The following is a 26945-nucleotide window of genomic DNA, read 5'->3' on the forward strand; positions in this document are numbered from 1 at the left end:
GTGAAGTACCTGGCCGGACGGCTGGGCGCGCTCCTGGCCGTCCTCGCCGTCATCGGTCTGCTGCCCAGGCTGACCCGCACCGATCCGGCGCTGACCATCCTGCACGCCCGCTACGCGGACCGTCCGCCCACACCGGCCGTGCTCGACGCCATCCGTGCCGAGACCGGCCTCGACGGCGGCCCGCTGCACGTACTCGGCAACTGGGCGTCCGGACTGCTCCGCGGCGACCTGGGGGAGTCCTGGGTCTCCGGGCAGCCCGTCGGCCCCGACGTGACCTCCGCGCTCGGCGTCTCCCTCACCCTCATGGGCGCCTCGCTCGCCGTCGCCGTACTCCTGGCGCTCGCCCTCGTCGCCGGAACGCTCCGGCGGGGCGCCCGCCGCCGGCTCGTCACCACCCGGGCGGGCGTCGGCGCGGCCGTGCTCGCCGCCCTGCCGGAGTTTCTCCTCGCCGCGGTGCTGGCCACCGTCCTGGCCGTACAGCTGGGCTGGTTCCCCGCCCTCGGCTGGGGCGGGCCCGAGCAGCTCGTCCTGCCCGCCCTCGCCATGGGCGTCCCCGCCGGCGCGCTCCTCGGGCGGCTGCTCGACGACGCGCTGCCCGCCGCGTTCACCGAACCCTGGGCGCGCGCCGCCACCGCCCACGGGATGCCCGCCCGCCGGATCGCCGCCCACGCCCTGCGCCGCACCCTGCCCGCACTGCTGCCCCAGCTCGGCCTCGTCGTCGTCGGGCTCACCGGCGGGGCGGTCGCCGTCGAGACGCTCTACGCCGTCCCCGGACTCGGCGGTACGGCCCTGGCCGCCGCCCTGGCCCAGGACCTGCCCGTCCTCCAGGCCTGCGTGCTGCTCCTGCTCCTCCTGGGCGTCGCGGCCGGGCTCGCGGCCCGGCTCGGCTCCAGGGCCCTGCTCGGCCCCGCCCGGGCCGACGGCGCCCTCCCCCCGCTCGTCGCACCGCCCCTCCCCGCGCGCCGCACCGTGGCCGTCGGGGCGGCGGTCCTGGGAGCCCTCCTCGTCGCCGTCGTCCTCACGGGCCTGCTGCGCGATCCCCTGTACGCCGACACCGCCGCCCGCCTCGCGTCCCCCTCGGCCGCTCACCCGCTGGGCACCGACTCCCTGGGCCGCGACGTCCTCGCCCGCCTCGGCCACGGGGCGGCCCGGACCGTGCTCACCGCGGTCGCCGTCGGCGCCGTCACGCTCCTCCTGGGGCTGCTCGCCGGGGCGGCCCGCGCCGGAGCCCTCACCGAGACGGCCAACGCCCTGCCCGCGGTCCTGGCCGGCCTCGTCGTCGCGGGGATCGCGGGCCCCGGCCCCTGGGGCGCGGCCGCCGCCGTCGCCGCCGTCGCCTGGGCACCGCTCGCCGCCCACACCTCCGCGCTGTACGCCCAGGAACGCGCCGCCCCGCACGTCGCCGTGGCCCGCGCCCTCGGCGCCGGACCGTGGCACCGGCTGCGCCGCCACATCCTGCCGGGCGTCCTGCCACCCGTCGTACGCCACGCCGTCCTGCGCGTCCCCGCCATCGCCCTGGCGCTCGCCTCCCTCGGCTTCCTGGGCCTCGGCACCCCCGCCCCCGCGCCGGAGTGGGGCCGCATGCTCTCCGAGAACATGCCCTACGCCGAACGCGTCCCCTGGGCCGTCCTCGCCCCCGCCGCCGCCCTCGCGGCCCTCGGCGCGCTCGCGGTGCTGACCTCGGCGGCCGTACGCGGCAGGCGGCACCGATGACCGCGTTCGCGACGCACACCTGCGCCGTCTGCGGCGGGCGGCACCGATGACGACTCCGGCGACGCACACCCGCGCCGTACGCGGCGGGCGGCACCGATGACGACTCCGGCGACGCACACCCGCGCCGTACGCGGCGGGCGGCACCGATGACGACTCCCGCGACGCACACCCGGTCCGGCGCCGCCCGGGGGCTCACGCCCTACCTCCGGCTCCTGACCGCCACCCAGTTCGCCTTCAACACCGGCTTCTACGCGGTCCTGCCCTACCTCGCCGCACACCTCGGCGACGGCCTCGGCATGGCCGGGTGGCTCGTCGGCCTCGTGCTGGGCCTGCGCACCTTCAGCCAGCAGGGCCTCTTCGTCGTCGGAGGCGCCCTCACCGACCGCTACGGCCCCCGGCCCGTCGTCCTCACCGGCTGCGTGCTGCGCATCGCCGGATTCTGCTGGCTCGCCCAGGCCGGCACCACCGCCACCGTCATCGGCGCCGTCCTCCTCATCGGCTTCGCCGCCGCCCTCTTCTCACCCGCCGTCGAATCCGAGACCGCCAGGGCCGCCGTCGCCCACGAGACCGGGACAGGGACGCCGCGCGCCCAGGTGCTGGCCGTCTTCTCCGCCGCCGGCCAGGCCGGGGCCTTCCTCGGGCCCCTGCTCGGCAGCCTGCTGCTGCTCCTGGGAGGAGACTTCCGCACGGCATGTCTCGCCGGGGCCGTCGTCTTCGTCGGCGTACTCGCCGGACACGCCCGCCTCATGCCCCGACGGCCGCGCCGCGTCCGCACCGGCCCGACGGACACCGCCCCCCTCCGCCAGGTCTTCGCCAACCGCCCCTTCCTCGTGCTCTGCCTCGCCTACAGCACCTATCTCGTCTCCTACAACCAGCTCTACCTCGCCCTGCCGGCGGAGGTGGAGCGGGCCACCGGCTCCCAGAGCGCGCTCGGCGCACTCTTCGCGCTCTCCTCCCTGCTCGTCGTCGCCGCCCAGCTGCCGCTGACCCGCTGGTCCGCCCACCGCGTCGCACCCCGGACCGCCCTCGTCGCGGGGCTCGCCGTCGTCGCCGCCGGATTCGCCGCAGTGCCCCTCGCGCCGGACGGGCCCGCCGGACTGCTCCCCGGGGCGGTCCTCGTCGTCCTGCTCACGCTCGGCCAGATGCTGCTGGTCCCCGCCGCCCGGGGCCTCCTACCGGACCTGGTCGACGACCGGCGGCTCGGGCTCGCCACCGGGGCCCTGTCCTCCGTGTCGGGCCTCGCCGTCCTCGTGGGCAGCGCCGCCACCGGCACGCTCCTCGGCGCCCCCGGACCCGTCCTCTGGACGGTGCTCGCCGCCGTCCCCCTCGCCGGTGCCGCGCTCTCCCTGACCCTGCCCACCGGGCGGCGCACGCCGGAGTCCGTCGGCACCGTCACCGATTAGTTGTGACACGTTTTCCACAGGGGGCGCTGGGCACGGCTGCGGGCCCACTACCCTTGAGGGGTGACTATTCGCCTGCATGACACCAACGCCCGGCAGATCCGTGACTTCGTCCCGCTCACAGCGGGCTGTGTCTCGATCTACCTCTGTGGCGCCACGGTGCAGGCCGCCCCGCACATCGGGCACATCAGGTCCGGGCTGAACTTCGACATCATGCGCCGCTGGTTCGAATACCGCGGGTACGACGTGACGTTCATCCGGAATGTCACCGACATCGACGACAAGATCATCAGGAAGTCCGCCGAGCAGGGCCGCCCCTGGTGGGCCATCGGCTACGAGAACGAGCGCGCGTTCAACGCCGGCTACGACGCCCTGGGCTGCCTCCCGCCCACGTACGAGCCGCGGGCCACCGGCCACATCACCGAGATGGTCGAGATGATGCGCGGCCTCATCGAGCGCGGCCACGCCTACGAGGCCGATGGCAACGTCTACTTCGACGTCCGCTCGTACGAGGGATATCTCGAGCTCTCCAACCAGGACCTCGACGACCTGCGGCAGCCCTCCGGCGACAACGAGACCGGCAAGCGCGACAAGCGCGACTTCGCCATGTGGAAGGCCGCCAAGCCCGGCGAGCCCAGCTGGGAGACGCCCTGGGGCCGCGGCCGGCCCGGGTGGCACCTCGAGTGCTCCGCCATGGCGCACAAGTACCTCGGCAGCGCCTTCGACATCCACGGCGGCGGCATCGACCTGATCTTCCCGCACCACGAGAACGAGATCGCCCAGGCCAAGGCCTTCGGCGACGAGTTCGCGAAGTACTGGGTGCACAACGGCTGGGTCACCCTGGCCGGCGAGAAGATGTCGAAGTCCCTCGGCAACTCCGTGCTGGTCAGCGAGATGGTCAAGCAGTGGCGGCCTATCGTCCTGCGCTACTACCTCGGCACCCCGCACTACCGCTCCATGATCGAGTACAGCGAGGAGTCGCTGCGCGAAGCCGAGTCCGCGTTCGCGCGGATCGAGGGCTTCGTCCAGCGCGTGGTCGAGAAGGCCGGACCCGTCGAGGCCGCCGCCGAGGTGCCGCCCGCGTTCGCCGAGGCCATGGACGACGACCTCGGTGTGCCGCAGGCACTCGCGATCGTCCACACCACCGTCCGGCAGGGCAATTCCGCCCTCGCCGCCGACGACAAGGAAGCCGCCGTCGCCCGCCTCGCCGAGGTCCGCGCGATGCTCGGCGTCCTCGGACTCGACCCCCTCGACCCCCACTGGGCCGGCGAGAGCGACCGCGGCGAGGACCTCCACGGCGTCGTCGACACGCTCGTACGCCTCGTCCTCGACCAGCGCCAGTCCGCGCGGGAACGCAAGGACTGGCCCGCCGCCGACGCCATCCGCGACCAGCTCAACCAGTCCGGCCTCGTCATCGAGGACAGCCCCAGCGGACCCCGGTGGACACTCGGACCGCGCTGAGCGGACCTTCGCACCATGCGTGAGCAGCGCAAATGTGCCGCCCGGCCGTCCGGGCGGCACACTTTCACTTGACGACGTCTTTCTGAAGCAACGAAACAGGTAGGTCATGGCCGGGAACAGCCAGCGCAGGAACCGCCGCACGTCCAACAAGAAGGGCATGCAGGTCGGCAGCGGTGGGCAGCGTCGCCGTGGCCTCGAAGGCCGGGGACCGACGCCGCCCGCCGAGGAGCGTAAGAAGCACAAGAAGAACCGCATGGCCACCGCCAAGGCCAAGCAGGCCGCCAACCGCCGCCCCGCCCCCCGGCGCGGCGGCGTCAAGGGCACCTCGGAGATGGTCGTCGGCCGTAACCCGGTCTTCGAGGCTCTCCGCGACGGCGTGCCCGCCACCACCCTCTACGTCCAGCAGTACATCGACAACGACGAGCGGGTCCGCGAGGCACTCCAGCTCGCCGGTGAGCGCGGCAACATCCACCTCATGGAGGCCCCGCGCCCCGAGCTCGACCGGATGACGAACGGCCTGAACCACCAGGGCCTCGTCCTCCAGGTCCCGCCCTACGAGTACGCGGACCCGCAGGACCTCACCGCCGCCGCCTACGACAACGGTGAGGACCCCCTCATCGTCGCCCTCGACGGTGTCACCGACCCTCGCAACCTCGGCGCCATCGTCCGCTCCGTCTCCGCCTTCGGCGGCCACGGCGTCGTCGTGCCCGAACGCCGCGCCGCCGGCATGACCGCCGGAGCCTGGAAGTCCTCGGCGGGCACCGCCGCCCGCACGCCCGTCTCCCGGGTCACCAACCTGACCCGCGCACTCGAGGCGTACAAGAAGGAAGGCATCGCGATCGTCGGCCTGGCCGCCGACGGCGAGCACACCGTCGAGGACCTCGAAGCCCTCGGCGGCCCCGTCGTCGTCGTCATCGGCAGCGAGGGCAAGGGCCTCGGCCGCCTCGTCGGCGAGACCTGCGACTACCGCGTCCGCATCTCCATGCCGGGCGGCGCCGAATCCCTCAACGCCGGCGTCGCCGCCGGCATCGTGATGTACGAGGTCGCACGCCGCCGGGCGTGACCCCCACCGCACGGGACCTGGCCCCGCGGCCGACGCGGCACGCGGGGCCCCCGCCCACCGGGCGGGATACGCCCCCTGGAGGACCCACGTCCCGCCCCGAGGACGTGCGCGCGTACGCGGACCCGCGCACCGCGGAGGACTGTTGACGGGTCTCGGACACTTCGGACGCGTCAAGGCAGTGTCCTAATCACACATCACTCGGTTAGATGAGTGTGGACACCAGAACGCCTCGGTTCGACGACCAACCCGCCCTGAGCATGACGAAGGTGGACAGCGACCCCGCGCAGGTCATCGTCAGCCACGCCAGCTTCCGGGTGCAGCTCGCCCCGGGCCAGCGCACCCGTCTGCGCCCCGTGGGCCCCGCCGGACCGGCCAGGATCCCCGCCATGAGCGGCGCGGGCGGCCGCAGGCGGGCCCCCGTCGTCTGGAGCGGCAGGTCCGAACCGGGTGACCCCGGAGCGACCGGACTCCTGCAGGCCGTACGGAACTCCACCGCCGGCCATCTCGACTCCCGCACCGGCGGCGACTTCGGCCCGGGCCACGACGACGCGGGCGGCGGCACGCAGGTCATCCCGCGCCTCGACGAGACCCAGCCCAACCCCGTACTCCGGCCCCCCCACCAGCCCGGGGGCCGCACCGGCCCGCTGCTGCCTCCCATGCGGCAGGCCGTCGGAGCGTACGACGCCGCCGACACCCAGGCCCGCGACGCGTACGACCTCACCTACGACGACGACCCCGACACCGAGGGCCAGGACGGCACCTCCGCCGGGGAACGACGCCACGCCAACGACACCGTCCGGCACGCCTACTACCCCGGCCGCCGGATGAACCTCGGGGTCGTGCTCCTCCCGCTGCGCGTCATCCTCGGCTTCCTCGCCATCTACGCCGGCATGGGCAAGCTCTGCGACCCCGCCTACTTCGACGGCGGCGACCGCGGCTCCATGGTCAAGTGGCTGACCTCGCTGCACCCCTGGACCGCCGCCGAACCCCTGCGCGACTTCGCGCTCGGCCACCCCGTCGCCGCCGGCCTCTCCGTCGCCTTCCTCCAGGTCGTCGTCGGAGTCCTCACCGTCCTCGGGCTCTGGCAGCGGGTCGCAGCGGCCTTCGGCGCCCTGCTCTCCGCCGCCATCCTGGTGACGGTCAGCTGGCGCACCGCCGCCGCCTACGACACCCCCGACATCATCCTGCTGGCCGCCTGGAGCCCGCTCGTCATCGCCGGCGCCCCCGTCTACTCCCTCGACGGACGCCTCGCCGGGGAGGCCTGGCGCACCCTCGGCCCGCGCTCCGGCATCTGGGACCTCCGCCGCCGCGTACTGCGCCGCGGCAGCGCGGTCGCCACCGTCGTCGTCGGCCTGACCCTGCTGGTCGGCTCCATGCTCGGCGGCGCCGTCCGCTCCACCGAGGTCGTCACCGTGCCGGGCCCTGACAGCTACCCGACGAACCAGCTGCCCGGTTCCCCGCTCCCCGAGAAGTCCAAGGACAGGAAGGGCAAGCCCTCCAGGACCCCGGACAACCGCACCCCCGAGACATCCCCCTCCAGCGCCCCCGGCACCCCGTCGGCCGAGGAGACGACCCCGGGCTCCGGCTCCGGGCGTGGCTCCGGCCCGACGGCCGGGGCGAACACCGGTCAGCCCAGCCAGACCCAGGGCACCGGCCAGGCGCCCCCGCAGGAGCCGGCCCCGCAGGAACCCCCCACGGGCGACGCGGGCCCCAGCTCGTCGGGTTCCGACGGCTCGGGCGGCACCACCGGCGGCTCGGACGACGGGGGTTCCACCGGCGGCGGATCCGACGGCGGCTCGTCCGGCGGCGCCGGGCAGAACCCCATCGGCGGGCTGCTCGGCTGACGCACGCGTCACCCACCACGAGGACGGTCACCGGAGCCCGGTGACCGTCCTCGCCTACGTACGGGGCCGGGTCTCAGCCGCCCTACAGGTGCGGGTCAGCCGCCCGCGGGGGCGCCCAGCTCCTTCGCCGCCTCCGTGAGGTCCTTCGCGGTGTCGATCGCCCGCCAGTACGCCCCGTGCGGCAGGGGGAACCCGGCCAGCCGGCGCTCACGGGCCAGCCGGGGGAAGGTCGTCCGCTCGTGGTCACCGCGGTCCGGGAGCATCGCGGTGAACGCCGGCGCGAAGACGTACACGCCCGCGTTGATCAGATACGGCGACGGCGGCGACTCGATGAAGTCGGTGATGTGCCCGAACGCGTCGGTCTCCACGGCGCCCCAGGGGATCCGGGGACGGGCGAGCGCGAGCGTCGCGGTGGCATCCCGCTCGGCGTGGAAGGCGGCCATCTCCCGCAGCGAGAAGCGGGTCCAGATGTCGCCGTTCGTCGCATACCAGGGCTCCGACGGATCGGGCAGCCGCGTCGCGGCATGCTTGAGACCGCCGCCCCGGCCCAAGGGCTCGGTCTCGACGACGGTCGTGACACGCAACGGAAGAACGGCCGAGTCCAGCCACTCCTGAAGCACATCGGCAAGATGGCCGCACGAGATCACGGCGTCCGTGACGCCCTCGGCGGCCAGCCAGGACAGCTGATGGCCGATGATCGGGGTCCCGGTCCCCGGGATCTCGACCATCGGCTTGGGGCGGTCATCGGTGTACGGGCGCAGCCGCGAGCCCTGACCACCCGCCAGGATCACGGCCTGCGTCGGATACGTATGCATGCCAGGCACGATATGCCGTGCCCGGACGCACCCGGCTCAGCTGAACTGCGCGACGCCCGAGGCGAACGAGGTGTCGCAGACCGGACGCGAGAAGCGGTGGGCGCGGGTCGGACCGTACTGGTCCACGGCGGCCTTGCCCAGCGCCTTGGCGATCGACATGCAGTGCTTGGCCAGGGACGGCCGCCCCTCGACGGTGCGCTGGAGACTCGTCAGCGCGACACCCGGGTCCTTCTCACGGAGCTCCAGGAGGAGCTTGTCCCGCAGAACGTCCTGAGGTGCCCGGGCCTTCGCCCGCTTGGACACGGTCTCCGAGGCGGCGGTCAGCAGCTGGGTCTCGGTGTCCTGCCCCGACCACTGCACACGGGTGACCGCGAGGGTCCCGGACAGAACCATGACGACGGGCAGTACGAGAGCTAGGGTTCGGCCGATACGGCGCGCGGTGTGGGTCACGCAGGCGAGCGTAGCGGGCAGTGATGACTTGGCGACATTTCGTCACCCTTGCGAGGGATGGTTCGAGAGGTCTTTTCGAATTGCGCGTTGACGCCCTGGGATGAATTGACCGGTGTGCCAGGGTATTTGAGGCCCGTCCGGTCCGAAACCCGATCCTGCCCGCGACACGCGAACGGCCCCGCGTCCCTCGGAGGGAGCGGGGCCGTGGCGGCTGGATCGAGGATCAGTCGGTCAGACGCTCACCGGTCGAGGTGGCGAAGACGTGCAGCTCCTCCGGGCGCGGCACGACGTGCAGCTCGGTGCCCTTCTCCGGGACGGCGCGGCCGCCGACGCGGACGACCAGGTCCTTGTGCTCGCCACCGACCTGCGCGGCACCGTAGACGAAACCGTCGGCGCCGAGCTCCTCGACGACGTTGACGGAGACGGCCAGGCCGGCCGGGGCGTCGGAGGAGGCCTTGGAGAGGCCGGTCGCGGCGGCGCCGCCGTGCTCGACGATGTCGAAGTGCTCGGGGCGGATGCCGACCGTGACGGTGGTGTCACCGCGGTTCGCGGCGGCGGTGAGCGCCTCACGCGAGACCGGGACGACGCTGTTGCCGAACTTCACGCCGCCGTCGGTGATCGGGACCTCGACGAGGTTCATCGCCGGGGAGCCGATGAAGCCGGCCACGAAGAGGTTCGCCGGGCGGTCGTACATGTTGCGCGGCGAGTCGACCTGCTGGAGCAGACCGTCCTTGAGGACCGCGACGCGGTCGCCCATGGTGAGGGCCTCGACCTGGTCGTGGGTGACGTACACGGTGGTGATGCCGAGGCGGCGCTGCAGCGAGGCGATCTGCGTACGCGTCGAGACACGGAGCTTGGCGTCGAGGTTCGACAGCGGCTCGTCCATGAGGAAGACCTGCGGCTCACGCACGATGGCACGGCCCATCGCCACACGCTGACGCTGACCACCGGAGAGCGCCTTCGGCTTGCGGTCCAGGTAGTCGGTGAGGTCCAGCATCTTGGCGGCCTCTTCGACCTTCGCCCGGATGTCGGTCTTGTTGATCCCGGCGATCTTCAGCGCGAAGCCCATGTTGTCCGCGACGGACATGTGCGGGTAGAGCGCGTAGTTCTGGAACACCATGGCGATGTCCCGGTCCTTCGGCGGCAGGTGCGTGACGTCGCGGTCACCGATGCGGATCGCACCGCCGTTGACGTCCTCGAGACCCGCGAGCATGCGCAGGGAGGTCGACTTGCCGCAACCGGAAGGACCGACGAGGACGAGGAACTCGCCGTCCTCGATGTCGATCTCGAGCTGGTCCACAGCCGGCTTCGTGGAGCCGGGGTAGACGCGGGACGCCTTGTCGAACGTGACACTGGCCATGACGATGCTTCTCCTCAACCGGCAGGAACGTGCCGGACGATCCGAGTAGGGAGTGGTGTGGTCCACTGGAGTGAACCTGAGGTGACGCTACCTGGCGTTTTCGGATCTGTCAGTAGTCCGAGGTCTCGAATATCGAGCAGGTTCCGGTGCCGGCGTTGGTTACACTGCTCCCGCACGCCTCCTTAGCTCAGTCCGGCCAGAGCAACGCACTTGTAATGCGTAGGTCGTCGGTTCGAATCCGACAGGGGGCTCAGCGAAAGCCCAGGTCAGACATCCTCTGACCTGGGCTTTTCGGTTGTCCCCCCGCTCCCCGGCCCCTGCCCGCCCGGCGCCCCCGCCCTCAGCCCGTCCATGACCAGGTCCAGGAGGCGGGTGGCGCGGGACTGCCAGTCGCCGTGGGGGTCGAGTTGCCAGAGGCCGGCGATGGCGAGGACGAAGTCGTCCGCCGTGACTCCGGGGCGGATGGTGCCGGCCTCCTCGTTGGTGCGGAGCAGGAGTTCCGCCGCCGATGTCACCGGGGTGTTGCCCGGCTTCGCCGGGCCGTCCGGGGTGCTGGTGGCCTGGCGGATCGCGTCCGCCAGGCCCGCCTTGGTCATGGCGAACCGGGCGAGGTGGTCCATCCACTCGCGCAGGGCGCGGTCGGGTTCGTGGGTCCTGATCAGTTCGGTCGCGGCGTCGGCGACCTGCTGCATCTCGTGGCGGTAGATCTCCAGGACGAGGGACTCGCGCTTGGGGAAGTTGCGGTAGAAGGTGCCCTGTCCGACGCCCGCCTTCCTGGCGATCACGCTGAGCGGGACGTCCGCGCAGCGCGTCAGCTCCGTTACGGCCACTTCCAGGATGCGCTCGCGGTTCCGCTGCGCGTCCGAGCGCAGAGGCGCGTCCTTCTTCCGCTGCACTCGTCCTCCTCGCGGGTTCGTGGCCGAATCCCACCCTTGCTAAGTGGACAACTGTCCACTACGTTTTCCAGTGAACGGACAGTTGTCCACTTCACTTAGGTCCACCTTAGCGGTGGGTGGTCCGGGTGGACAGCCGATGGCCGGCACCGGTCTTCCCCTCACGCGTCTCCGGTCCGGCGTCTCCGCATGCCGCCTCGCCCCCCACTCCCGAGACCTCTCCCTACGTCCTTGTGTCTTCCGTCTCCCTGCCTGCCGGACCGCCCTCGCGTCGCGGTCCGGGAAAGCGAAAGAAGGCTGATCATGGCCCCAGAGCCCTCGTCGACGTACAGCGCCGTCACTCTGAACATCAACGGCGAGAAGCACACGCTGACCGTCGACCACCGCACCACCCTGCTCGACGCCCTGCGTGAGCGTCTCGATCTGACCGGTACGAAGAAGGGCTGCGACCAGGGGCAGTGCGGTGCGTGCACCGTCCTGATCGACAAACGCCGGGCCGTCGCCTGTCTGCAACTGGCGGTGGCGGCCGAGGGCCGGGAGATCACCACCATCGAGGGCATCGCCGAGGGTGAGGAACTGCACCCCGTGCAGCAGGCGTTCCTCGACCTCGACGGCTTCCAGTGCGGTTACTGCACGCCTGGCCAGATCTGTTCGGCCGTCGCGGTGATCGAGGAACACGCCGCGGGCTGGCCGAGCGCCGTCACCGGTGACCTGAGTCCCGAGGCGGGGCCGCCGCCGCTGACCGCCGAGGAGGTGCGGGAGCGGATGAGCGGCAACCTGTGCCGCTGCGGTGCGTACGTGTCGATCGTGCAGGCGGTCGAACGCGCGGCCGGGATCCACGCGGAGGCCGTCCGGGCCGATGAGAGTACGCAGGACGGCGAGCGCGAGGGGGCCGCGGCATGAGGGAGTTCGGATATGAACGCGCGGTCGACGTCCCCGGTGCCCTGGCGCTGCTCGACGCCGACCCGGACGCCCGGTTTCTCGGCGGCGGCACCAATCTCGTCGACCTGATGAAGACCGGTGTCGAGCGGCCCGGCAGGCTCGTCGACGTACGCGAACTCCCGCTGGACCGGGTCGAGGTGACCGAGGGTGGCGGGCTGCGCATCGGCGCGACCGTCACCAACAGCGACCTCGCGGCCCACCCCGACGTGCGCCGGAGCTATCCGGCTCTGGCGCAGGCGGTGCTGGCAGGTGCCTCCGGGCAGCTGCGCAACATGGCGACCGTCGGCGGGAACCTGTTGCAGCGGACCCGCTGCGGCTACTTCGCCGACGTGACCAAGCCGTGCAACAAGCGCGTCCCCGGCAGTGGCTGCCCCGCGATCGAGGGCGAGCACCACAACCACGCGGTCCTGGGCGCCTCCGGCCACTGCGTGGCGACCAGCCCGTCCGACCTCGGTGTGGCGCTGACGGCCTTCGACGCCGTCGTCGAGTACGAGACGGCCGACGGGCCGGGCCGGGTGCCGCTCGCCGAGTTCTACCTGCCGGTGGGGGACACCCCGCACCGGGAGACCGCCCTTCCGGCGGGCGCGCTGATCACCGGCGTGACCCTGCCGCCGGCCTCGGTGGCCGTCAACTCCCGTTACCGCAAGGTGCGCGAGCGTGCCTCGTACGCCTTCGCGATCGGGTCGATCGCCGCCGCGCTCGACGTCCGTGACGGTGTGGTGCACGAGGTGCGGCTGGCCTTCGGGGCCGTCGCCTCCCGGCCGTGGCGGGCCGTCGCGGCCGAACGGGCCCTGACCGGCGGGCCGGCCTCCGCCGCGGCCTTCGCCGCCGCGGCCGATGCCGAACTGGCGGCCGCCCGGCCGCTGCCGAACAACGCGTACAAGGTGACGCTGATGCGCAACCTCGTCGTCGCCGTGCTCAGCGAACTCACCGAGGAGGCCACCCGATGACCACCACCACGACCGGGACCAGGGCGGCCGAGGCCGTCGGCACCGCGCACACCCGCGTGGAGGGCCGGGACAAGGTCACCGGAGCGGCCCGTTACGCGGGCGAGATCCCCTTCGCCGGGCTCGCGCACGGATGGCTGGTGCTGTCGACGATCACCCGCGGCCGTATCCGCTCGGTGGAGGCGGACACGGTCCTGGGGATGCCGGGCGTCCTGACCGTCCTGCACCACGGGAACGCCCCGCGGGTCGACATCGACTACGTCGGCATGCTCGGAAAGCCGGACCCGACCGTCGCCGTCTTCCAGCACGACCGGGTGCCGCACGCGGGCTGGCCGGTCGCGCTGGTCGTCGCCGAGACGTCCGAGCAGGCCAGGGAAGCCGCCGAAGCGCTGGTGGTGAACTACGAGGAGGAGCCGCACGACGTCACCTTCCCCGGCGAACATCCGGACGCGTACACGGCGCCCGGCCCCGGCGGGCCGGGCGTGACGGAGAAGGGGGACCTGGAGGCCGAACTGGCCGCGTCCGCCGTTGTCCTGGACGCCGAATACACCACGCCGGAGGAGCACCACAACTCGATGGAGCCCCATGCGGCGACCGCCCTGTGGGACGGCGGCCGACTCGAGGTCGTGGACTCCAACCAGGGCACGGTGTGGGTCGCGAGCGAACTCGCGAGTCTCTTCTCGCTGGATCCGGACTCGGTGCGGGTGCGGTCCGAACATGTCGGCGGCGGCTTCGGGAGCAAGGGTCTCCGTGCGCACCAGGTGGCCGCGGTGATGGCGGCGACCGCCCTGTCGCGCCCGGTCCGGGTCGTGATGACGCGCCGCCAGCTGTTCTCGCTCGCCGGTTACCGGAGCCCCACGACCCAGCGGATCCGGCTCGGCGCCGACGCCGAGGGGCGGCTGCGCGCCCTGGAGCACAGCTGCCTGAGCCGAACCTCGACCGTGTTCGACTTCATCGAGTCGGGCGCCGGTGTCGCCCGGGTGATGTATGACGCCCCCGCCCACCACACCGCCAACCGGGTCGTGCAGCTCGATGTGCCGAGTCCGACCTTCATGCGCGCGCCCGGTGAGGCGCCCGGGTCGTTCGCGCTGGAGTCGGCGCTCGACGAACTCGCCGAGAGGTGCGGCATCGACCCGATCGAGCTGCGTCTGCGCAACGAGCCCGAGCTGGGTCCGGTCTCCGGGCTGCCGTTCAGCACCCGCAGGCTGCCCGCCTGCTTCCGGGAGGGCGCCCGCAGGTTCGGCTGGGCCGACCGGGACCCGCGTCCCGGCCTGCGCCGGGACGGGCGCTGGCTGCTCGGTACCGGGACGGCGGCGGCCTCCTTCGGCGCGGGGGCGGCGCCGTCCACGGCGGCCGCGACCGCGGAGGCCGACGGTACGTTCACCGTGCGGATCAGCGCCGCGGACATCGGGACCGGGGCGCGGACGGCGCTCACCCTGGTCGCGGCCGACGCCCTTCACGTGCCGACCGACCGGGTGCGTGTCCGGATCGGCGACAGCGAGTTCGGCCCGGCGATGATCGCAGGCGGCTCGATGGGTACCCGGTCGTGGGCCTGGGCGGTCACGGCCGCGGCCGAGGAGCTGCGGGAGCGGCTCGCCCTGAGCGACGTGATTCCGCCGGAAGGCATCACGGTGCGGTCGGACACGACTGAGGCGATCGGGGCGCTCGCGCAGCAGGAGCGGCACTCCTTCGGGGCGCAGTTCGCCGAGGTCGCCGTGGACGTGGCGACGGGGGAGGTGCGGGTGCGCCGGATGCTCGGCATCTTCGCCGCCGGGCGGATCGTCAACCCGCTCACGGCTCGTGGTCAGTTCGTCGGCGGGATGATCTGGGGCATCTCCATGGCTCTGCACGAGGAGGCGGTGAGGGACGGGAACACGGGTGCCCTCTACGGCGCGGATCTCGCGGGCTACCACGTCGCCACGAACGCCGATGTCCCGCTCGTCGAGGCGGACTGGGTGGACGATCCGGACCCGCACGACCCGGTCGGGATCAAGGGCATCGGCGAGATCGGGATCGTGGGGGCCGCCGCGGCGATCGCCAACGCCGTCTGGCACGCGACCGGCGTACGCCATCGCAGTCTGCCGATCCGGCCGGATCGTGTCCTCGCGGCGGGCCCGCGTGCTTGACATCGCCGGCGAGCTGGCCCGTTGGGCCGAGGAGGGCCGGCGGTTCGCCGTCGCCACCGTGGTGTCCGTCGGCGGCAGCGCGCCGCGTGGTCCGGGTGCGGCGCTCGCCGTCGACAGCGAGGGCACGGCCGTCGGTTCGGTCTCCGGCGGGTGTGTGGAGGGGGCGGTGTACGACCTGTGTGTCCAGGCGCTGGAGGACGGCGGGACCGTCGTCGAACGGTTCGGCTACAGCGACGAGGACGCCTTCGCGGTCGGGCTGACCTGTGGCGGGGTCATCGAGGTGATGGTCACGCCGTTCGACGCGCGGTCGCCTGTGCGGGAGGTGGTCCGGTCGGCGCTGTCGGCCGCCGCCTCGGGTGAGCCGACGGCCCTGGTCCGGGTCGTCCGTGGTCCGGCCGAACTCCTGGGCAGGGCGCTGTCGGTGCGCTCGGACGGGTCGTACGAGGGGTCGTACGGGAGTGGCTCCTCGGAGCTGGACCGGACGGCGGCGGCCGAGGCGCGGGCGATGCTGGACGCGGGGCGCACCGGCACGCGGGACCTGGCGGAGGACGGGACGCGGTGCCCGGGTGGTCTCACGCTCCTCGTGGAGTCGAATGTGCCGCCGCCTCGCATGATCGTGTTCGGCGCGATCGATTTCGCCGCTGCGCTGGTGCGCGCGGGGAAGTTCCTCGGGTATCACGTCACGGTGTGCGATGCCCGTCCTGTCTTCGCCACCCGGGCCCGCTTCCCCGAGGCGGACGACCTGGTCGTGGACTGGCCGCACCGGTATCTGCGGCGTACCGCGACCGACGGGCGGACGGTTCTGTGCGTGCTCACGCACGATGCCAAGTTCGACGTGCCTCTGCTGGAGCAGGCTTTGCGGATGCCGGTCGCGTTCGTCGGGGCGATGGGGTCGCGCCGGACGCACGCGGAACGTGACCGGAAGCTGCGGGAGGCCGGTCTGGAGGAGAGCGAGCTGGCGCGGCTCAGGTCGCCGATCGGCCTCGACCTCGGGGCCCGTACGCCGGAGGAGACGGCCCTGTCCATCGCGGCGGAGATCGTCGCGGCGCGGCGGGGCGGGACGGGTGTTCCTCTCACGGGTTCGGCGACGCCGATCCACCACGACGGGGGGCGGCCGGCCGGGGCGGAGGCCGCCTGAGGGGGAGCGGACCGTGTCGCGGGCCGGTCAGTGCCGGCCCGCGATGCGGTCCGCCGCCTTGGCGAGGCGGTCGGTGCCGAGGCGCGGTGAGGCGGCTTCGCGGCGGTCGGCGGCGCGGTAGGCGGCGTAGAGGCCCTGGACGCCGAGCCAGCGGAAGGGTTCGGGTTCCCAGCGGCGGACCTTGTGGTTGACCCAGGGCAGGGCCGTGAGGTCGGTGGGGCCGGCCTGGCCGGAGTCCTGCTGGATCAGGTCGCGCAGGGTGCGGGCGGCGAGGTTGGCGGTGGCGACGCCGGAGCCGACGTAGCCGCCGGCCCAGCCGAGGCCGGTGGAGCGGTCCAGGGTGACGGTGGCGCACCAGTCGCGGGGGACGCCGAGCACGCCGGACCAGGCGTGGTCGATGCGGGTGCCCGCGGTGGTGGGGAAGAAGCGGACGAGCAGGTCGCGCAGGGCCTCGATGGTGGCGGGCTGGGTGCGTCCGTCGTGGTCGGTCGACGAGCCGTAGCGGTAGGGGACGCCGCGGCCGCCGAGGGCGATGCGGTCGTCGGCGGTGCGCTGGGCGTACATGTAGGCGTGGGCCATGTCGCCGAGGGTTTCGCGGCCGTCCCAGCCGATGGTGTCCCAGAGGGCCTCGGAGAGGGGCTCGGTGACGATCATGGAGGAGTTCATGGGGAGCCAGGTGCGTTTCTGGCCCTTGAGGCCCGCGGTGAAGCCTTCGGTGCAGCGCAGTACGTAGGGTGCGCGGACCGTGCCGTAGGGGGTGACGGCGTGCTTCGGCTTGATCTCGGTGACGGGTGTCGACTCGTGGATGGTGACGCCGAGGGCTTCGACGGCGTCGGCGAGGCCCTTGACGAGCTTGGCGGGGTGCAGGCGTGCGCCGTGAGGGGTCCAGCTGGAGCCGACGGCTCCGGAGACGCGGATGCGTTCGGCGGTCTCGCGGGCTCCGCGCAGGACGCGGTCGGTCTCGCCGAAGGCGATCTCGACGGAGTGGAAGTCCTTGAGGCGGGCGAGCTGGGAGGGGGTGTGGGCGACTTCGAGGACGCCGCCGTGGTGGATGTCGGCGTCGATCTTCTCCTCGCCGGCGATGCGGATGACCTCGCCGACGGTGTCGTTCATGGCCTGCTGGAGGCGGACGGCGGCGTCGTGGCCGTGCAGTTTGGCGTAGCGGTCGCGGCCGGCGATGCCGTTGTAGAGCCAGCCGCCGTTGCGGCCGGAGGCGCCGTATCCGCAGAACTTGGCTTCCAGGACGGTGATGTTGAGGAAGGGGACGGCCTTCTTGAGGTAGTACGCCGTCCAGAGTCCGGTGTAGCCACCGCCGACGATGCAGACGTCGGCGGCGGTGTCGCCGGGCAGGGGTTCGCGTGGGGCGGGTGTGCCCTCGTTCGCGTACCAGAACGATATGCCGCCGTTGACCGTACTGACGGTGCTCATGTGTCCCCTGTTTGTCCGTGTGCAGACCGGTCGCTGGAGGGTACCTCTAGGCTCGGGGTGTGATCGACGTTCCCGATGAGCTGGCCGTGCATCTGAGTGAGCACAACGGCGCGGAGGGGCGGGCGTTCGCCGCCGCGCTGCCCGTGCTGGCCGGGAGGTTCCTGGACGAGTGGGGGCTGCGGCTCGACGGGGACTCGATGTGCGGGATGTGCGCGCTGGTGCTTCCGGTGGTGCGGGAGGCGGACGGCCGTGGGGCGGCGCTGAAGCTTCAGATGGTGGACGCGGAGACGGTGGGGGAGCCGGTCGCGCTACGGGTGTGGGGTGCGGCGGGTGCGGGGGCGGTGGGCCTGCTGGAGTACGACGCGGTGACGGGGACGATGCTGCTGGAACGGCTGGACGAGCGGCGCCCGTTGACCGGGGTGCCGGATGCGCGGTCGGCGGTGCGGGTGCTCGCGGAGTCGTTGGCCCGGCTGGTGCGTGTGCCGGCTCCGCCGGGGATGCGGCGGCTGGGGGATCTGGCGGCGCTGATGCTGGCGGAGACGCCCGGGGCGGCCGGGGTGCTGGAGGACGCGGGTGAGCGGCGGCTGCTGCTGGACTGTGCGGCCGCGGTGCGGGAGGTGGCGGGGGAGCCGGGGGACCGGCTGCTGCACTGGGACCTGCATTACGCCAACATCCTGGCGGGGCGCGAGGAGGAGGGCCGGGCGGGGGAGTGGGTGGCCCTGGACCCGAAGCCGCTGGCGGGCGATCCGGCGTTCGACCTCTTTCCGGCGCTGGACCAGAGGTGGGACGCGTCGGAGGTGCTCTGGAGGTTCGATCTGCTGTGCGGGGTGCTGGAGCTGGACCGGGAGCGGGCGAGGGCGTGGACGCTGGGGCGGGTGCTGCAGAACGCGCTGTGGGGGATCCGCCGGGGGAGGCCGCGGCTTTACGCGGACCATGCGGAGATCGCCCGGCAGTTGCTGGGGCGGGACTGAGGCGTGAGGTCCCGCCTGTCTAGGCTGCCCCCATGATTCGCGTAGCCACTCCTGAAGACGTCCCTGCCATCCACGCCATGGTCCGTGAGCTCGCCGAGTACGAGAAGGCGCTCGACGAGGCGAACGCCACCGAGGAGCAGCTCCGCGAGGCCCTGTTCGGTGAGCGGCCCGCCGCGTACGCGCATGTCGCGGTGGCGGACGACGACGGCGCGGTGGTCGGCTTCGCGCTGTGGTTCCTCAACTTCTCGACGTGGCGCGGGGTGCACGGGGTGTATCTGGAGGATCTGTACGTGCGCCCCGAGCGGCGTGGCGGCGGTTACGGGAAGGCGCTGCTGAGGGAGCTGGCGCGGATCTGCGTGGAGCGCGGTTACGGGCGCCTGGAGTGGTCGGTGCTGAACTGGAACGCCCCCTCCATCGCGTTCTACGAGTCGCTGGGTGCGCGTCCCCAGGACGAGTGGACGGTGTACCGGCTTCACGAGGGGGCGCTGGCGGAGCTGGGAGCGGCCTGAGGGCCTCTTACGGTACGAGGACGACCTTGCCCACCGTGCCGCGGGTTTCGAGTGCGCGGTGGGCGGCGGCCGCTTCGGCGAGCGGGAAGCGCTGGACGGCGGGGCGGAGGCGGCCCGCCGCGGCTTCGGCGAGGGAACGGGTCTCCAGGGTCCTCATGCCGCCCCCCTTCTCGATCATGGCGGGGCCGAGGACGCTTCGGGACGTGATGCCGCGCTCGGCGAGTTCCTTCTCGCCGAAGACCGGCGTCCGGCCGCCGGAGGCGCCGTATACGAGGTGCTCGCCGCCCGGGCCGAGCAGGTCCACGGCGGCGCGGGCGGTGATCCCGCCGACCGAGTCGAAGAGGACGGTGGCGGGACGGCCGAGGGTTTCGAGGTGCGCGCGGACGCGGCGCGGCCAGTCGGGGAGGGTGTAGTCGACGGCGAGGTCGGCTCCGTTCTCCGTGACGCGGGCGGTCTTGGCGGGGCCGCCGGCCAGTCCGACGACGGTGGCTCCGGCGTTCTTGGCGTACTGGACGAGGAGCGTGCCGATGCCGCCGGCCGCGGCGGTGACGAGGGCGACGGATTCGGGGCCGAGGTCGGCGAAGTGCAGGATCCCCAGGGTGGTGCGGCCGGTGCCGATCATGGCGACGGCCTCGGCCGCGCCGAGCCCGGCGGGGAGTGGGTGGAGCTTGTCGGCGTCGACGACGGTCAGTTCGGCGTAGCCGCCGGGGGCCGCGCCGATGTGGGCGACGACGTCGCGGCCGAGCCATGCGGGGTCGCTGCCCTCTCCGAGGGACTCGACGGTACCCGCGATCTCGCGGCCGGGGATGGTCGGCAGGTCGGCGGCGGTGATCGGGTAGGGGCCGGGTCTGCCTTCGCGCAGGTGGGTGTCCACGAGGTGCACGCCGGCCGCGGCCACGGCGACGCGGACCTGGCCGGGGGCGGGGACGGGGTCCTCGGTCCGTTCGTGGAGGAGGTTCTCCGCGGGGCCGAAGGCGTGGAGGCGGATGGCGTGCATGGTGGGCTCCCCGGGTGCGGTGTGGTGGCCGGTGGCTGGTGCTCTCCACCCTCCGACCTCAGGTGCGCTTGAGGTCAAGGAGCCTCTGCCGCGCGGGGGGTCTCCTGTGCCGTTCCGCCGATGAGTTTCAGTGCCAGGACCGCCGCTTCGATGCCGCTGTTGAACGCGACTTCGCTGAGGAGTCCCGGGGCGGCGACCTGGTCGCCCGCGAGCAGGATCCCGTCGCCGCGGTCGACGGCGGGCCGGTCGCGCCAGGTGGTGCCGGGCTTGTCGACGGCGCCGGTGCGGCCGGCCGCGAGTGCTTCGCGGCGCCAGGTGGTGCGGTCGCGCCAGCCGGGGAAGCCGAGGTCGAGCAGGTCCTCGGCGCGGCGGACGGCGTCGGCGCGCGGGGTGCCGGGGGCGAGGGGGATCTGCGCCTGGACGAGCTGTTCGCCGGCCGGGGCGAGGGTCGGGTCCTGGGCGGTGAACCGTTCGATCCAGCCGGGGGCGTCGAGGTCGGAGACGATGAACGGGTCGCCGCGGCGGGTCCGCAGAGCGAGGTCGAGCAGGGCGGTGCGGCCGCTGTCCCAGGTCAGGGAGGGGTCTTCCAACAGGGTGCGGGCGGAGTCCAGATGGGTGGCGACGATCACCGGTCCGCTCTCGCGGAGGCCGGTCAGGTCGCGGGGGCCGATGCGGTCGGCGGTCTCGATGCGCACGCCGAGCTTCCAGGCCAGAGAGGCCATCCGGTCGACGAGCCGCGCCCAGCCGCCGACGGGGTAGTGGGCCTCGGGCGGCAGCGCGGTCGCGCGGCGCAGGCGTGGCTGGACGAAGGCGGCGGAGAGCGAACCGGGGTCGTGGTGGAAGAGGGCCACGCCCATGTAGTTCGCCGCCGCGCGGGCACCGTCCTCGCCCACCTGGCCGGTGGCCCAGCTGAGGAAGTCGGTGTCGACGGGCGCCGTGCGGGCGCTGCGGCGGGCGAGGCGCAGCAGGGCGAGGGGCGGGGTCCTGCGCAGGGCGCCGCCCCGGTGGAAGAGGAAACGGGTGCCTTCGAGGGGCGGTACGGAGGCCGTCGGGCCGAGGAGTTTCCGCTGTTCGAGCCAGGTCCGGTGCGGTCCGCGGCGGTACAGGGCGTGCGGGCCCTCGTTGGTGAGGTAGGGGCCGTCGGAGGTCCTGGCCCGTCCACCGAGGGTGTGGTGGGCCTCGTGGAGGGTGACCTGGGCCCGGGACTCGGCGGCCGTGATCGCCGCGGTCAGTCCGGCGAGGCCGCCGCCGACGATGTGGATGCGCTGCATGGCTGGGTCTCCTTGCTGGGGGCGCTTCTGCAGGGAGGACGGTTCGGCCCTCGCGTTCTGTGACACCGGGCCGGGGCGATGTCAGTGGTGTGCGTCACGATGGGGGGCATGGCACGTACAGGCAACAGGAGCAGCAGGGGCGCGGGCGCGAGGGACGGGGTGGCCGAGGCGCGGCGGCCGGAGGTCCGGCTGCCGCCCCTCGTGGAGTACGACGGGGAGGGCCTGGAGCCCGACGGGGACTACGACGGGGTGCGGTTCGGGGAGACGGACCTGGCCGACGCGTCGGGCCCGGGGGCGCGCTTCATGGACTGCGAGCTGCGCGGCTGCGCCCTGGACCGTACGGAGCTGGTGCGGGCCAGGTTCATCGACTCGGTGCTGTCGGGGGTGCGGGGTGTGGGCACCGATCTCGCGGGGGCGTCGCTGCGGGACGTGGAGGTCCTGGACGCGCGGCTGGGCGGGGTGCAGCTGCACGGCGCGGTGCTGGAGCGGGTGCTCGTGCGGGGCGGGAAGATCGATTACCTGAATCTTCGCAAGGCGCGGCTGAAGGACGTCGTGTTCGAGGGGTGTGTGCTCTCGGAGCCGGATTTCGGGGAGGCGCAGCTGGTCCGGGTGGAGTTCCGGGACTGTGTGCTGAAGCGTGCCGACTTCAGTGCGGTGCGGATGGAGTCCGTCGATCTGCGGACGGTCGCCGAGCTCGACATCGCGCGGGGTGTGGAGCGGCTGGCGGGGGCGGTGATCAGCCCGTCCCAGCTGATGGAGCTGGCTCCGGCGTTCGCGGCGCAGATCGGGGTGCGGGTGGAGGCGTAGGGGCCGCCGTGCCGGCGGGCCCGCTCAGAGGCGGGGGAAGCGGGCCTGGAGGTCCCAGACGACGGGGTTGTCGGCGAGGCCTTCGTGCATGTCGGCCAGGTCGGCGATGAGGTCGTGCAGGAAGTCGCGGGCCTCGCGGCGCAGCAGGGAGTGGTTGAAGGTGAGCGGGGGCTCGTCGCCGGGCATCCAGTCGGCCTCGACGTCCACCCAGCCGAAGCGGCGCTCGAAGAGCATGCGGTCGGACGATTCGGTGAAGTCGAGTTCGGCGTACTGCCGGCGGTGCGAGCGGTTGCCCCGGGGGTCGCGGTCGATCTGCTCGACGATGTCGCAGAGCGCCCAGGCGAAGTCGAGCACGGGGACCCATCCCCAGGCTGTGGACACCTCGCGGTCGGCCTTGGTGTCGGCGAGGTAGACGTCCCCGGAGAACAGGTCGTGCCGCAGGGCGTGGACGTCCGCGCGGCGGTAGTCGGTCTGCGGGGGGTCCGGGAAGCGCCGGGAGAGGGAGTAGCCGATGTCGAGCACGGTTCGATGGTGTCATGCCGCGCGAGCGCCCCGCGCCGCTCGCCGGAGGGGGCTTACGGGAGCAGCCGCTGTTCCTTGGCGACGGCGACGGCTCCCGCCCGGGTGTCCACGCCGAGCTTCTCGTAGATCCGGCCCAGGTGGGTCTTGACGGTGGCCTCGCTGATGAAGAGGGCCCGCGCGATGTCACGGTTGCCGAGGCCCTGGGAGAGCTGGCCCAGGATGTCGAGTTCGCGTTCGGTGAGGGTGGGCCGGGGGCTGCGCATCCGGGCCATGACCCGGCTGGCGACGGGCGGGGAAAGTGTCGTGCGGCCCTGTGCGGCGGCGCGGATCGCGGCGAAGAGCTCCTCCGGGCGTTCGGCCTTCAGCAGGTAACCGGTGGCTCCGGCCTCGATGGCCCGGGTGATGTCGGCGTCGGTGTCGTACGTGGTGAGGACGAGCACGTTGGCGGTGCCGGTGCCGGTGCCGGTTCCGGCGGTGATGCGGCGGGTGGCTTCGACGCCGTCGATCCCGGGGCCCAGCTGGAGGTCCATGAGGACGACGTCGGGGCCGAGCCGGGCGGCGAGGGCGACGGCCTCCTCACCGCTGCCCGCCTCGCCCACCACCTCGATGTCGGGTTCGCCGCCGAGGAGGGCGAGCAGCCCGGCCCGTACGACGGCGTGGTCGTCGCAGAGCAGGATCCGTACGGGCCTCACGGGCGGGGTCATGCGCGTTCCTCCGGGGGTGGCGGGGCGGTCTGGGGCAGAGGCACGGCGGCGGACAGGACCGTGCCCTCGCCGGGCGCCGATTCGATGGTCAGGGTGCCGCCGAGCTGCTGGACCCGGGCCCGCATCGCGGGCAGCCCGTGGCCGCGTACACCTTCGGGCGGGCGGGGCGCCGGCCGGCCGGGACCGAAGCCCCGGCCGTTGTCGGCGACGTCGAGGGCGACCCGGTCACCGAGGTGGGTCAGGGTCAGCGCGGCGACGGTGGCGCCGGAGTGCTCGGTGATGTTCGCGAGGGCGCCCTGCGCGATCCGCAGCAGCGCCGACTGCACCCGGTCGGGCAGTGCGGCGGCCGGCACGCCCTCCACATGGCAGCGCACGGTGAGGCGGCCTCCGGCCTGGGCGGTCTCCCGGGCGGCGAGCGCGTGCAGCGCCGCCTCCAGCCCGCCGCCCTCCGCGAGGTCGGCGGGGGCGAGGTCGTGCACGAAGCGGCGGGCCTCGGCGAGGTTGCGCTCGGCGATGCCCGTCGCCGTCAGGACGTGGCGGCGGGCGGTGGCCGGGTCGGTGTCCCAGGAGCGGTCGGCGGCCTGGAGCAGCATCTGCTGGCTGGAGAGGCCCTGGGCCAGGGTGTCGTGGATCTCCATGGACAACCGCTGGCGTTCGGCGAGGGTGCCTTCCCGGCGTTCGGTGGCGGCGAGTTCCCTGCGGGTGCGCAGCAGGTCGTCGATGAGTTCGCGCTGCCGTGCGGCCAGGTCCCGCTGGCGTACGGCCTGGCGCCGCATGTGGACGAAGACGGCGGTGGCGACGGCGGCGACCGCGGGCGGGGCCAGGACGAGATTCGGGTCGAAGCCCGTGGCGAGGCGCAGCTGTGCGGCGACCACGAAGACGGTGAGCAGGGCGACGAGTGCCAGGGCGGCGCGCGGCGGCAGGATGCGCAGGCCCGTGTAGAAGAGCGGGACGGCGCACCACGCGAAGCTCGGCGCGAGGACGACCAGGACCATCCACACCACGACGAGGGCGCCGAGCCAGGTCAGCCGGCGGGGGGTGGGGCGGGAGCCGAGCACCGGCCCGACGAGGTACAGCACGGCGAGCACGGCCGACAGGGTGATGATCCAGGGGGTGCGGGTCTCGCCGGGGTGGCGCATCAGGAAGCGCGCGAGGGAGGCGCCGAGCAGCAGGAAGAACGCGGCGTGCATGAGCAGGGCCATCCACCGGGCGTCCGGGTCACCCGCCGCGTCCGGCCGGCATGTCGGGCCCGCCGCGTCCGGCGCTGCCGTCCGCTCCGTGTCCGGGCCGGTTCCGTTCCGCCGCACCTCGTACCCCGCGCTCCCTCGGCCGTGACCTGTGCCGCCTCAGCACCGCGCTGCTGACCTGCGCGGACACCCCATGGTCACCCCGTGGGGCCACCTGCGCATCAACCGATCGGCTGACGGGGCGGTCGGCCGACCCGGGTGCGGCTTCCAGCCGGTACGCCGACCGTGCGGCCCCGGATCCGGCCGGAGGATCGAAGCAGGAAGCCGAACGGTTCGAGACAGAGCCGGCCACCACCTTACGGAGACCACCATGAAGAAGATGTCGCTGCGCACCCGAGTCCTGACCGGTGCCGTCGCCGCAGCCGCCCTGGGCGCCGGAACCTTCGGCGCGATGTCCGCGAACGCGTCCACCCCGGCCGCCGCGCCCGCCGCCGCCGTGAAGGCCGACGCCTCCGACCGGAATCTCCAGCAGTCCACCCACCTGACCGTCGCCGCCGCCACCAAGGCCGCGCAGGCCGCCCTGGACGCCGCGAAGAAGGAGAACCAGCGCATCTCGGTGGCCGTCGTCGACCGTAACGGCAACACCCTCGTCACCCTGCGCGGCGACGGTGCGGGCCCGCAGTCCCCCGAGTCGGCCGTGAAGAAGGCGTACACCGCCGTCTCCTGGAACGCGCCCACCTCCGAGCTGGTCAAGCGCCTGGAGCAGGCACCGAACCTGAAGGACATCCCCGGCACCCTGTTCCTGGCGGGCGGCTCACCCGTGCAGGCCAAGGGCGCTCCGGTGGCGGGCATCGGCGTCGCGGGGGCCCCGAGCGGTGACCTGGACGAGAAGTTCGCCGCTGCGGGCGTCGCCGCCGTCTCCAAGTAGCGGGGCGAGCCCCCCGAGGCACGGCGCACCTCCCTAGGATCGGCGGCGTGGAACAGCCGACAGCAGCAGCGGCACGCCGCACCGCGCGCGGCGGCGCCCTGCTGCTGGCTGTGCTCACCCTGGTCACGGGCTGCACGGCGGGCCTCGGCGGAAGCGGGTGGACACCGGGTGCGGCCGGGGGCGGTGACCCGTACTTCCCCCGGCTCGGCAACGGCGGCTACGACGTCACGCACTACGGTCTCTCCCTCGACGTCGATTCCACGGCCGGCCGGCTGAACGGCACGGCCGTGATCACCGCCCGGGCCACCCAGGACCTCAGCGCGTTCAACCTGGATCTGACCGGGCTGAAGGTCGCCTCGGTGACCGTGGAGGGCCGCCCCGCCGCCGTGAACCGGGCGGGCTCGGAGCTGACGCTGCGTCCGGACCGCGCCGTCGCGGACCGCCTCCGTGAGGGATCCACCTTCCGTACCGTCGTGCGCTATGCCGGCGCACCCCGCACGGTGACCGATCCGGACGGCTCCGAGGAGGGCTGGCTGAGGACCGCGCACGGGGCGGTGGCGCTGGGGGAGCCGACCGGTTCCATGGCCTGGTTCCCCGGGAACCACCACCCGGGCGACAAGGCCTCGTACGACGTGAGGGTCACCGTCCCGGAAGGGCGGACCGCCGTCTCCAACGGTGAGCTGACGTCCCGTCGTACGGCAGGGGGGCGCACGACGTTCCACTGGCGCGTCCGCGAACCCATGGCGAGCTACCTCGCGACCGTCGCGGTCGGCCGCTGGACGCTGCGGGAGTCGGCCACCGGGAACGGCCTGCCGGTGGTCACCGCTGTCGACCCGGACGTGGCGGGGGCGAGCGCCCGGGTGCTCGCCCGGATTCCGGAGGTCGTCGCGTGGGGGGAGAAGCGGTTCGGGCCGTATCCCTTCTCCTCGGCCGGGGCGGTCGTGGGCCGCCGTGGGGACGCGGGGTACGCGCTGGAGACCCAGAACCGGCCGTTCTTCCCCGGCCCGCCGGACACAGGGCTGCTCGTCCACGAGCTGGCCCACCAGTGGTTCGGCAATTCGGTCACGCCCGCGAGCTGGCGGGACATGTGGCTCAACGAGGGCTTCGCGACGTACGCGGAGTGGCTCTGGAGCGAGGACCACGACGGCATTCCCGTAGCGGAGAGTTTCGGGAAGGCGTACGACGACGAGGCGAACTGGGCCTTCCCGCCCGGCCGCCCGCCGGGCGCCGCCGATCTGTCCCGGCCCCCGGTGTACGGCCGTGGTGCGATGGTCGTCCACAGGATCCGGCAGGAGATGGACGACGACGAGGCCTTCTTCGGCCTGGTCAGGGGCTGGCTGACGGCACATCGGCACGGCAACGCCTCGACGGCCGACTTCACCGCGTACGCCGGGAAGGAGTCGGGCCTGGATCTGACGGAGGTGTGGGACACCTGGCTCAACGGCGGGAGCCGGCCCGCCCGTGGCTGA

24 protein-coding genes and 1 tRNA gene are annotated in these 26945 nt (G+C 73.1%); 15 read left to right on the forward strand and 10 right to left on the reverse strand.

Annotated elements, in window-relative coordinates; translation table 11 throughout:
- The 5 genes from ACIP63_RS07895 to ACIP63_RS07915 all read left to right on the forward strand — a co-directional run bounded on the left by ACIP63_RS07895 (position 1) and on the right by ACIP63_RS07915 (position 7481).
- A complete protein-coding gene (locus ACIP63_RS07895; RefSeq protein WP_401512479.1) occupies positions 1-1713 on the forward strand; it encodes an ABC transporter permease subunit in 1713 nt (570 codons plus the stop codon).
- A gap of 146 nt (positions 1714-1859) precedes the next feature.
- The gene (locus ACIP63_RS07900; protein ID WP_401512481.1) at positions 1860-3116 is read left to right on the forward strand and encodes an MFS transporter; all 1257 of its coding nucleotides are present in this window, start codon (positions 1860-1862) and stop codon (positions 3114-3116) included.
- Between the two features lie 60 nt (positions 3117-3176).
- The gene (cysS, locus tag ACIP63_RS07905; protein ID WP_401512483.1) at positions 3177-4574 is read left to right on the forward strand and encodes a cysteine--tRNA ligase; all 1398 of its coding nucleotides are present in this window, start codon (positions 3177-3179) and stop codon (positions 4572-4574) included.
- 106 nt (positions 4575-4680) lie between these two features.
- On the forward strand, positions 4681-5637 hold the full coding sequence (rlmB, locus tag ACIP63_RS07910; protein WP_401512485.1) for a 23S rRNA (guanosine(2251)-2'-O)-methyltransferase RlmB: 957 nt from the start codon (positions 4681-4683) through the stop codon (positions 5635-5637).
- Positions 5638-5843: 206 nt separating this feature from the next.
- On the forward strand, positions 5844-7481 hold the full coding sequence (locus tag ACIP63_RS07915) for a DoxX family membrane protein (RefSeq protein ID WP_401512487.1): 1638 nt from the start codon (positions 5844-5846) through the stop codon (positions 7479-7481).
- Positions 7482-7576: 95 nt separating this feature from the next.
- Here the strand turns inward: ACIP63_RS07915 and ACIP63_RS07920 are convergent, their stop codons facing one another.
- The 3 genes from ACIP63_RS07920 to ACIP63_RS07930 form a co-directional block, all read right to left on the reverse strand.
- Positions 7577-8296, reverse strand: coding sequence for an NDP-sugar synthase (locus ACIP63_RS07920; RefSeq protein WP_401512488.1), 720 nt, complete (start codon positions 8294-8296; stop codon positions 7577-7579).
- A 36-nt stretch (positions 8297-8332) separates the two neighbouring features.
- A complete protein-coding gene (locus ACIP63_RS07925) occupies positions 8333-8746 on the reverse strand; it encodes a hypothetical protein (RefSeq protein WP_356707977.1) in 414 nt (137 codons plus the stop codon).
- Positions 8747-8969: 223 nt separating this feature from the next.
- Positions 8970-10106 (reverse strand): ABC transporter ATP-binding protein, encoded by a 1137-nt coding sequence (locus ACIP63_RS07930; RefSeq protein ID WP_401512491.1) that lies wholly within the window; start codon positions 10104-10106, stop codon positions 8970-8972.
- A 176-nt stretch (positions 10107-10282) separates the two neighbouring features.
- Between ACIP63_RS07930 and ACIP63_RS07935 the strand changes: the two genes are divergently transcribed.
- Positions 10283-10357 (forward strand) — tRNA-Thr (locus tag ACIP63_RS07935).
- A 15-nt stretch (positions 10358-10372) separates the two neighbouring features.
- Here the strand turns inward: ACIP63_RS07935 and ACIP63_RS07940 are convergent.
- Positions 10373-11002: a TetR/AcrR family transcriptional regulator gene (locus tag ACIP63_RS07940; RefSeq protein WP_401512493.1), complete on the reverse strand. Its 630-nt coding sequence runs from the start codon at positions 11000-11002 to the stop codon at positions 10373-10375.
- A 300-nt stretch (positions 11003-11302) separates the two neighbouring features.
- Here ACIP63_RS07940 and ACIP63_RS07945 point away from each other — a divergent pair, with 300 nt between their 5' ends.
- Genes ACIP63_RS07945 through ACIP63_RS07960 form a run of 4 tightly spaced genes read left to right on the forward strand, consistent with a single transcriptional unit; the run spans position 11303 to position 16152 of the window.
- Positions 11303-11902, forward strand: a complete 600-nt coding sequence (locus tag ACIP63_RS07945) for a (2Fe-2S)-binding protein (protein ID WP_401512494.1) — start codon at positions 11303-11305, stop codon at positions 11900-11902.
- A complete protein-coding gene (locus ACIP63_RS07950) occupies positions 11899-12891 on the forward strand; it encodes an FAD binding domain-containing protein (protein ID WP_401512495.1) in 993 nt (330 codons plus the stop codon). Before ACIP63_RS07945 ends, ACIP63_RS07950 begins: the two co-directional genes overlap by 4 nt.
- Positions 12888-15014, forward strand: a complete 2127-nt coding sequence (locus ACIP63_RS07955) for a xanthine dehydrogenase family protein molybdopterin-binding subunit (protein WP_401512497.1) — start codon at positions 12888-12890, stop codon at positions 15012-15014. The genes ACIP63_RS07950 and ACIP63_RS07955 overlap by 4 nt, the downstream gene beginning before the upstream one ends.
- Positions 15007-16152 (forward strand): XdhC family protein, encoded by a 1146-nt coding sequence (locus ACIP63_RS07960; protein ID WP_401512499.1) that lies wholly within the window; start codon positions 15007-15009, stop codon positions 16150-16152. The genes ACIP63_RS07955 and ACIP63_RS07960 overlap by 8 nt, the downstream gene beginning before the upstream one ends.
- A gap of 27 nt (positions 16153-16179) precedes the next feature.
- On the opposite strand, the gene ACIP63_RS07965 is transcribed toward ACIP63_RS07960, so the two are convergent.
- Positions 16180-17580, reverse strand: coding sequence for an NAD(P)/FAD-dependent oxidoreductase (locus tag ACIP63_RS07965; protein WP_401512501.1), 1401 nt, complete (start codon positions 17578-17580; stop codon positions 16180-16182).
- Positions 17581-17639: 59 nt separating this feature from the next.
- On the opposite strand from ACIP63_RS07965, the gene ACIP63_RS07970 reads away from it, so the two are divergent.
- Both ACIP63_RS07970 and ACIP63_RS07975 read left to right on the forward strand, forming a co-directional pair.
- Positions 17640-18551 carry an aminoglycoside phosphotransferase family protein gene (locus ACIP63_RS07970; protein WP_401512503.1) on the forward strand — a complete coding sequence of 304 codons (912 nt, stop codon included), beginning with the start codon at positions 17640-17642 and terminating at the stop codon, positions 18549-18551.
- Positions 18552-18583: 32 nt separating this feature from the next.
- The gene (locus tag ACIP63_RS07975; RefSeq protein WP_401512505.1) at positions 18584-19060 is read left to right on the forward strand and encodes a GNAT family N-acetyltransferase; all 477 of its coding nucleotides are present in this window, start codon (positions 18584-18586) and stop codon (positions 19058-19060) included.
- A 7-nt stretch (positions 19061-19067) separates the two neighbouring features.
- Here ACIP63_RS07975 and ACIP63_RS07980 read toward each other — a convergent pair whose 3' ends face one another.
- Together ACIP63_RS07980 and ACIP63_RS07985 are read right to left on the reverse strand one after the other, a co-directional pair.
- Positions 19068-20057, reverse strand: a complete 990-nt coding sequence (locus tag ACIP63_RS07980) for a zinc-binding dehydrogenase (protein WP_401512507.1) — start codon at positions 20055-20057, stop codon at positions 19068-19070.
- A gap of 74 nt (positions 20058-20131) precedes the next feature.
- Complete coding sequence (locus tag ACIP63_RS07985; protein WP_401512509.1) at positions 20132-21328, reverse strand: NAD(P)-binding protein; 1197 nt, start codon at positions 21326-21328, stop codon at positions 20132-20134.
- A 99-nt stretch (positions 21329-21427) separates the two neighbouring features.
- Between ACIP63_RS07985 and ACIP63_RS07990 the strand changes: the two genes are divergently transcribed.
- Positions 21428-22135 (forward strand): pentapeptide repeat-containing protein, encoded by a 708-nt coding sequence (locus ACIP63_RS07990; protein WP_362936398.1) that lies wholly within the window; start codon positions 21428-21430, stop codon positions 22133-22135.
- Positions 22136-22159: 24 nt separating this feature from the next.
- On the opposite strand, the gene ACIP63_RS07995 is transcribed toward ACIP63_RS07990, so the two are convergent.
- From ACIP63_RS07995 to ACIP63_RS08005, 3 genes are read right to left on the reverse strand one after another with little or no spacing between them, the layout of a single operon-like run.
- Positions 22160-22657: a hypothetical protein gene (locus tag ACIP63_RS07995; protein ID WP_401512511.1), complete on the reverse strand. Its 498-nt coding sequence runs from the start codon at positions 22655-22657 to the stop codon at positions 22160-22162.
- A gap of 53 nt (positions 22658-22710) precedes the next feature.
- Positions 22711-23361, reverse strand: coding sequence for a response regulator (locus ACIP63_RS08000; RefSeq protein WP_401512513.1), 651 nt, complete (start codon positions 23359-23361; stop codon positions 22711-22713).
- Positions 23358-24668, reverse strand: coding sequence for a sensor histidine kinase (locus ACIP63_RS08005; RefSeq protein WP_401512515.1), 1311 nt, complete (start codon positions 24666-24668; stop codon positions 23358-23360). Before ACIP63_RS08005 ends, ACIP63_RS08000 begins: the two co-directional genes overlap by 4 nt.
- Positions 24669-24918: 250 nt before the next feature.
- Here ACIP63_RS08005 and ACIP63_RS08010 point away from each other — a divergent pair, with 250 nt between their 5' ends.
- Positions 24919-25476 carry a heme-binding protein gene (locus tag ACIP63_RS08010; RefSeq protein ID WP_401512517.1) on the forward strand — a complete coding sequence of 186 codons (558 nt, stop codon included), beginning with the start codon at positions 24919-24921 and terminating at the stop codon, positions 25474-25476.
- Between the two features lie 47 nt (positions 25477-25523).
- Positions 25524-26945, forward strand: coding sequence for a M1 family metallopeptidase (locus tag ACIP63_RS08015; RefSeq protein ID WP_401512518.1), 1422 nt, complete (start codon positions 25524-25526; stop codon positions 26943-26945).

Source organism: Streptomyces sp. NPDC088746 (assembly GCF_044751065.1).
Taxonomy (GTDB): domain Bacteria; phylum Actinomycetota; class Actinomycetes; order Streptomycetales; family Streptomycetaceae; genus Streptomyces.

Excerpts from the sequence above, each read along its gene's own strand:
- ACIP63_RS07920 (WP_401512488.1), bottom strand. The coding sequence starts at position 8,296 with ATGCATACGTATCCGACGCAGGCCGTGATCCTGGCGGGTGGTCAGGGC.
- ACIP63_RS07955 (WP_401512497.1), top strand. The coding sequence starts at position 12,888 with ATGACCACCACCACGACCGGGACCAGGGCGGCCGAGGCCGTCGGCACC.
- ACIP63_RS07975 (WP_401512505.1), top strand. The coding sequence starts at position 18,584 with ATGATTCGCGTAGCCACTCCTGAAGACGTCCCTGCCATCCACGCCATG.
- ACIP63_RS07980 (WP_401512507.1), bottom strand. The coding sequence starts at position 20,057 with ATGCACGCCATCCGCCTCCACGCCTTCGGCCCCGCGGAGAACCTCCTC.
- rlmB (WP_401512485.1), top strand. The coding sequence starts at position 4,681 with ATGGCCGGGAACAGCCAGCGCAGGAACCGCCGCACGTCCAACAAGAAG.
- ACIP63_RS07985 (WP_401512509.1), bottom strand. The coding sequence starts at position 21,328 with ATGCAGCGCATCCACATCGTCGGCGGCGGCCTCGCCGGACTGACCGCG.
- ACIP63_RS08010 (WP_401512517.1), top strand. The coding sequence starts at position 24,919 with ATGAAGAAGATGTCGCTGCGCACCCGAGTCCTGACCGGTGCCGTCGCC.
- ACIP63_RS07990 (WP_362936398.1), top strand. The coding sequence starts at position 21,428 with ATGGGGGGCATGGCACGTACAGGCAACAGGAGCAGCAGGGGCGCGGGC.
- ACIP63_RS07945 (WP_401512494.1), top strand. The coding sequence starts at position 11,303 with ATGGCCCCAGAGCCCTCGTCGACGTACAGCGCCGTCACTCTGAACATC.
- ACIP63_RS07915 (WP_401512487.1), top strand. The coding sequence starts at position 5,844 with ATGAGTGTGGACACCAGAACGCCTCGGTTCGACGACCAACCCGCCCTG.
- ACIP63_RS07950 (WP_401512495.1), top strand. The coding sequence starts at position 11,899 with ATGAGGGAGTTCGGATATGAACGCGCGGTCGACGTCCCCGGTGCCCTG.
- ACIP63_RS07965 (WP_401512501.1), bottom strand. The coding sequence starts at position 17,580 with ATGAGCACCGTCAGTACGGTCAACGGCGGCATATCGTTCTGGTACGCG.
- ACIP63_RS07900 (WP_401512481.1), top strand. The coding sequence starts at position 1,860 with ATGACGACTCCCGCGACGCACACCCGGTCCGGCGCCGCCCGGGGGCTC.
- ACIP63_RS07930 (WP_401512491.1), bottom strand. The coding sequence starts at position 10,106 with ATGGCCAGTGTCACGTTCGACAAGGCGTCCCGCGTCTACCCCGGCTCC.
- ACIP63_RS08000 (WP_401512513.1), bottom strand. The coding sequence starts at position 23,361 with ATGACCCCGCCCGTGAGGCCCGTACGGATCCTGCTCTGCGACGACCAC.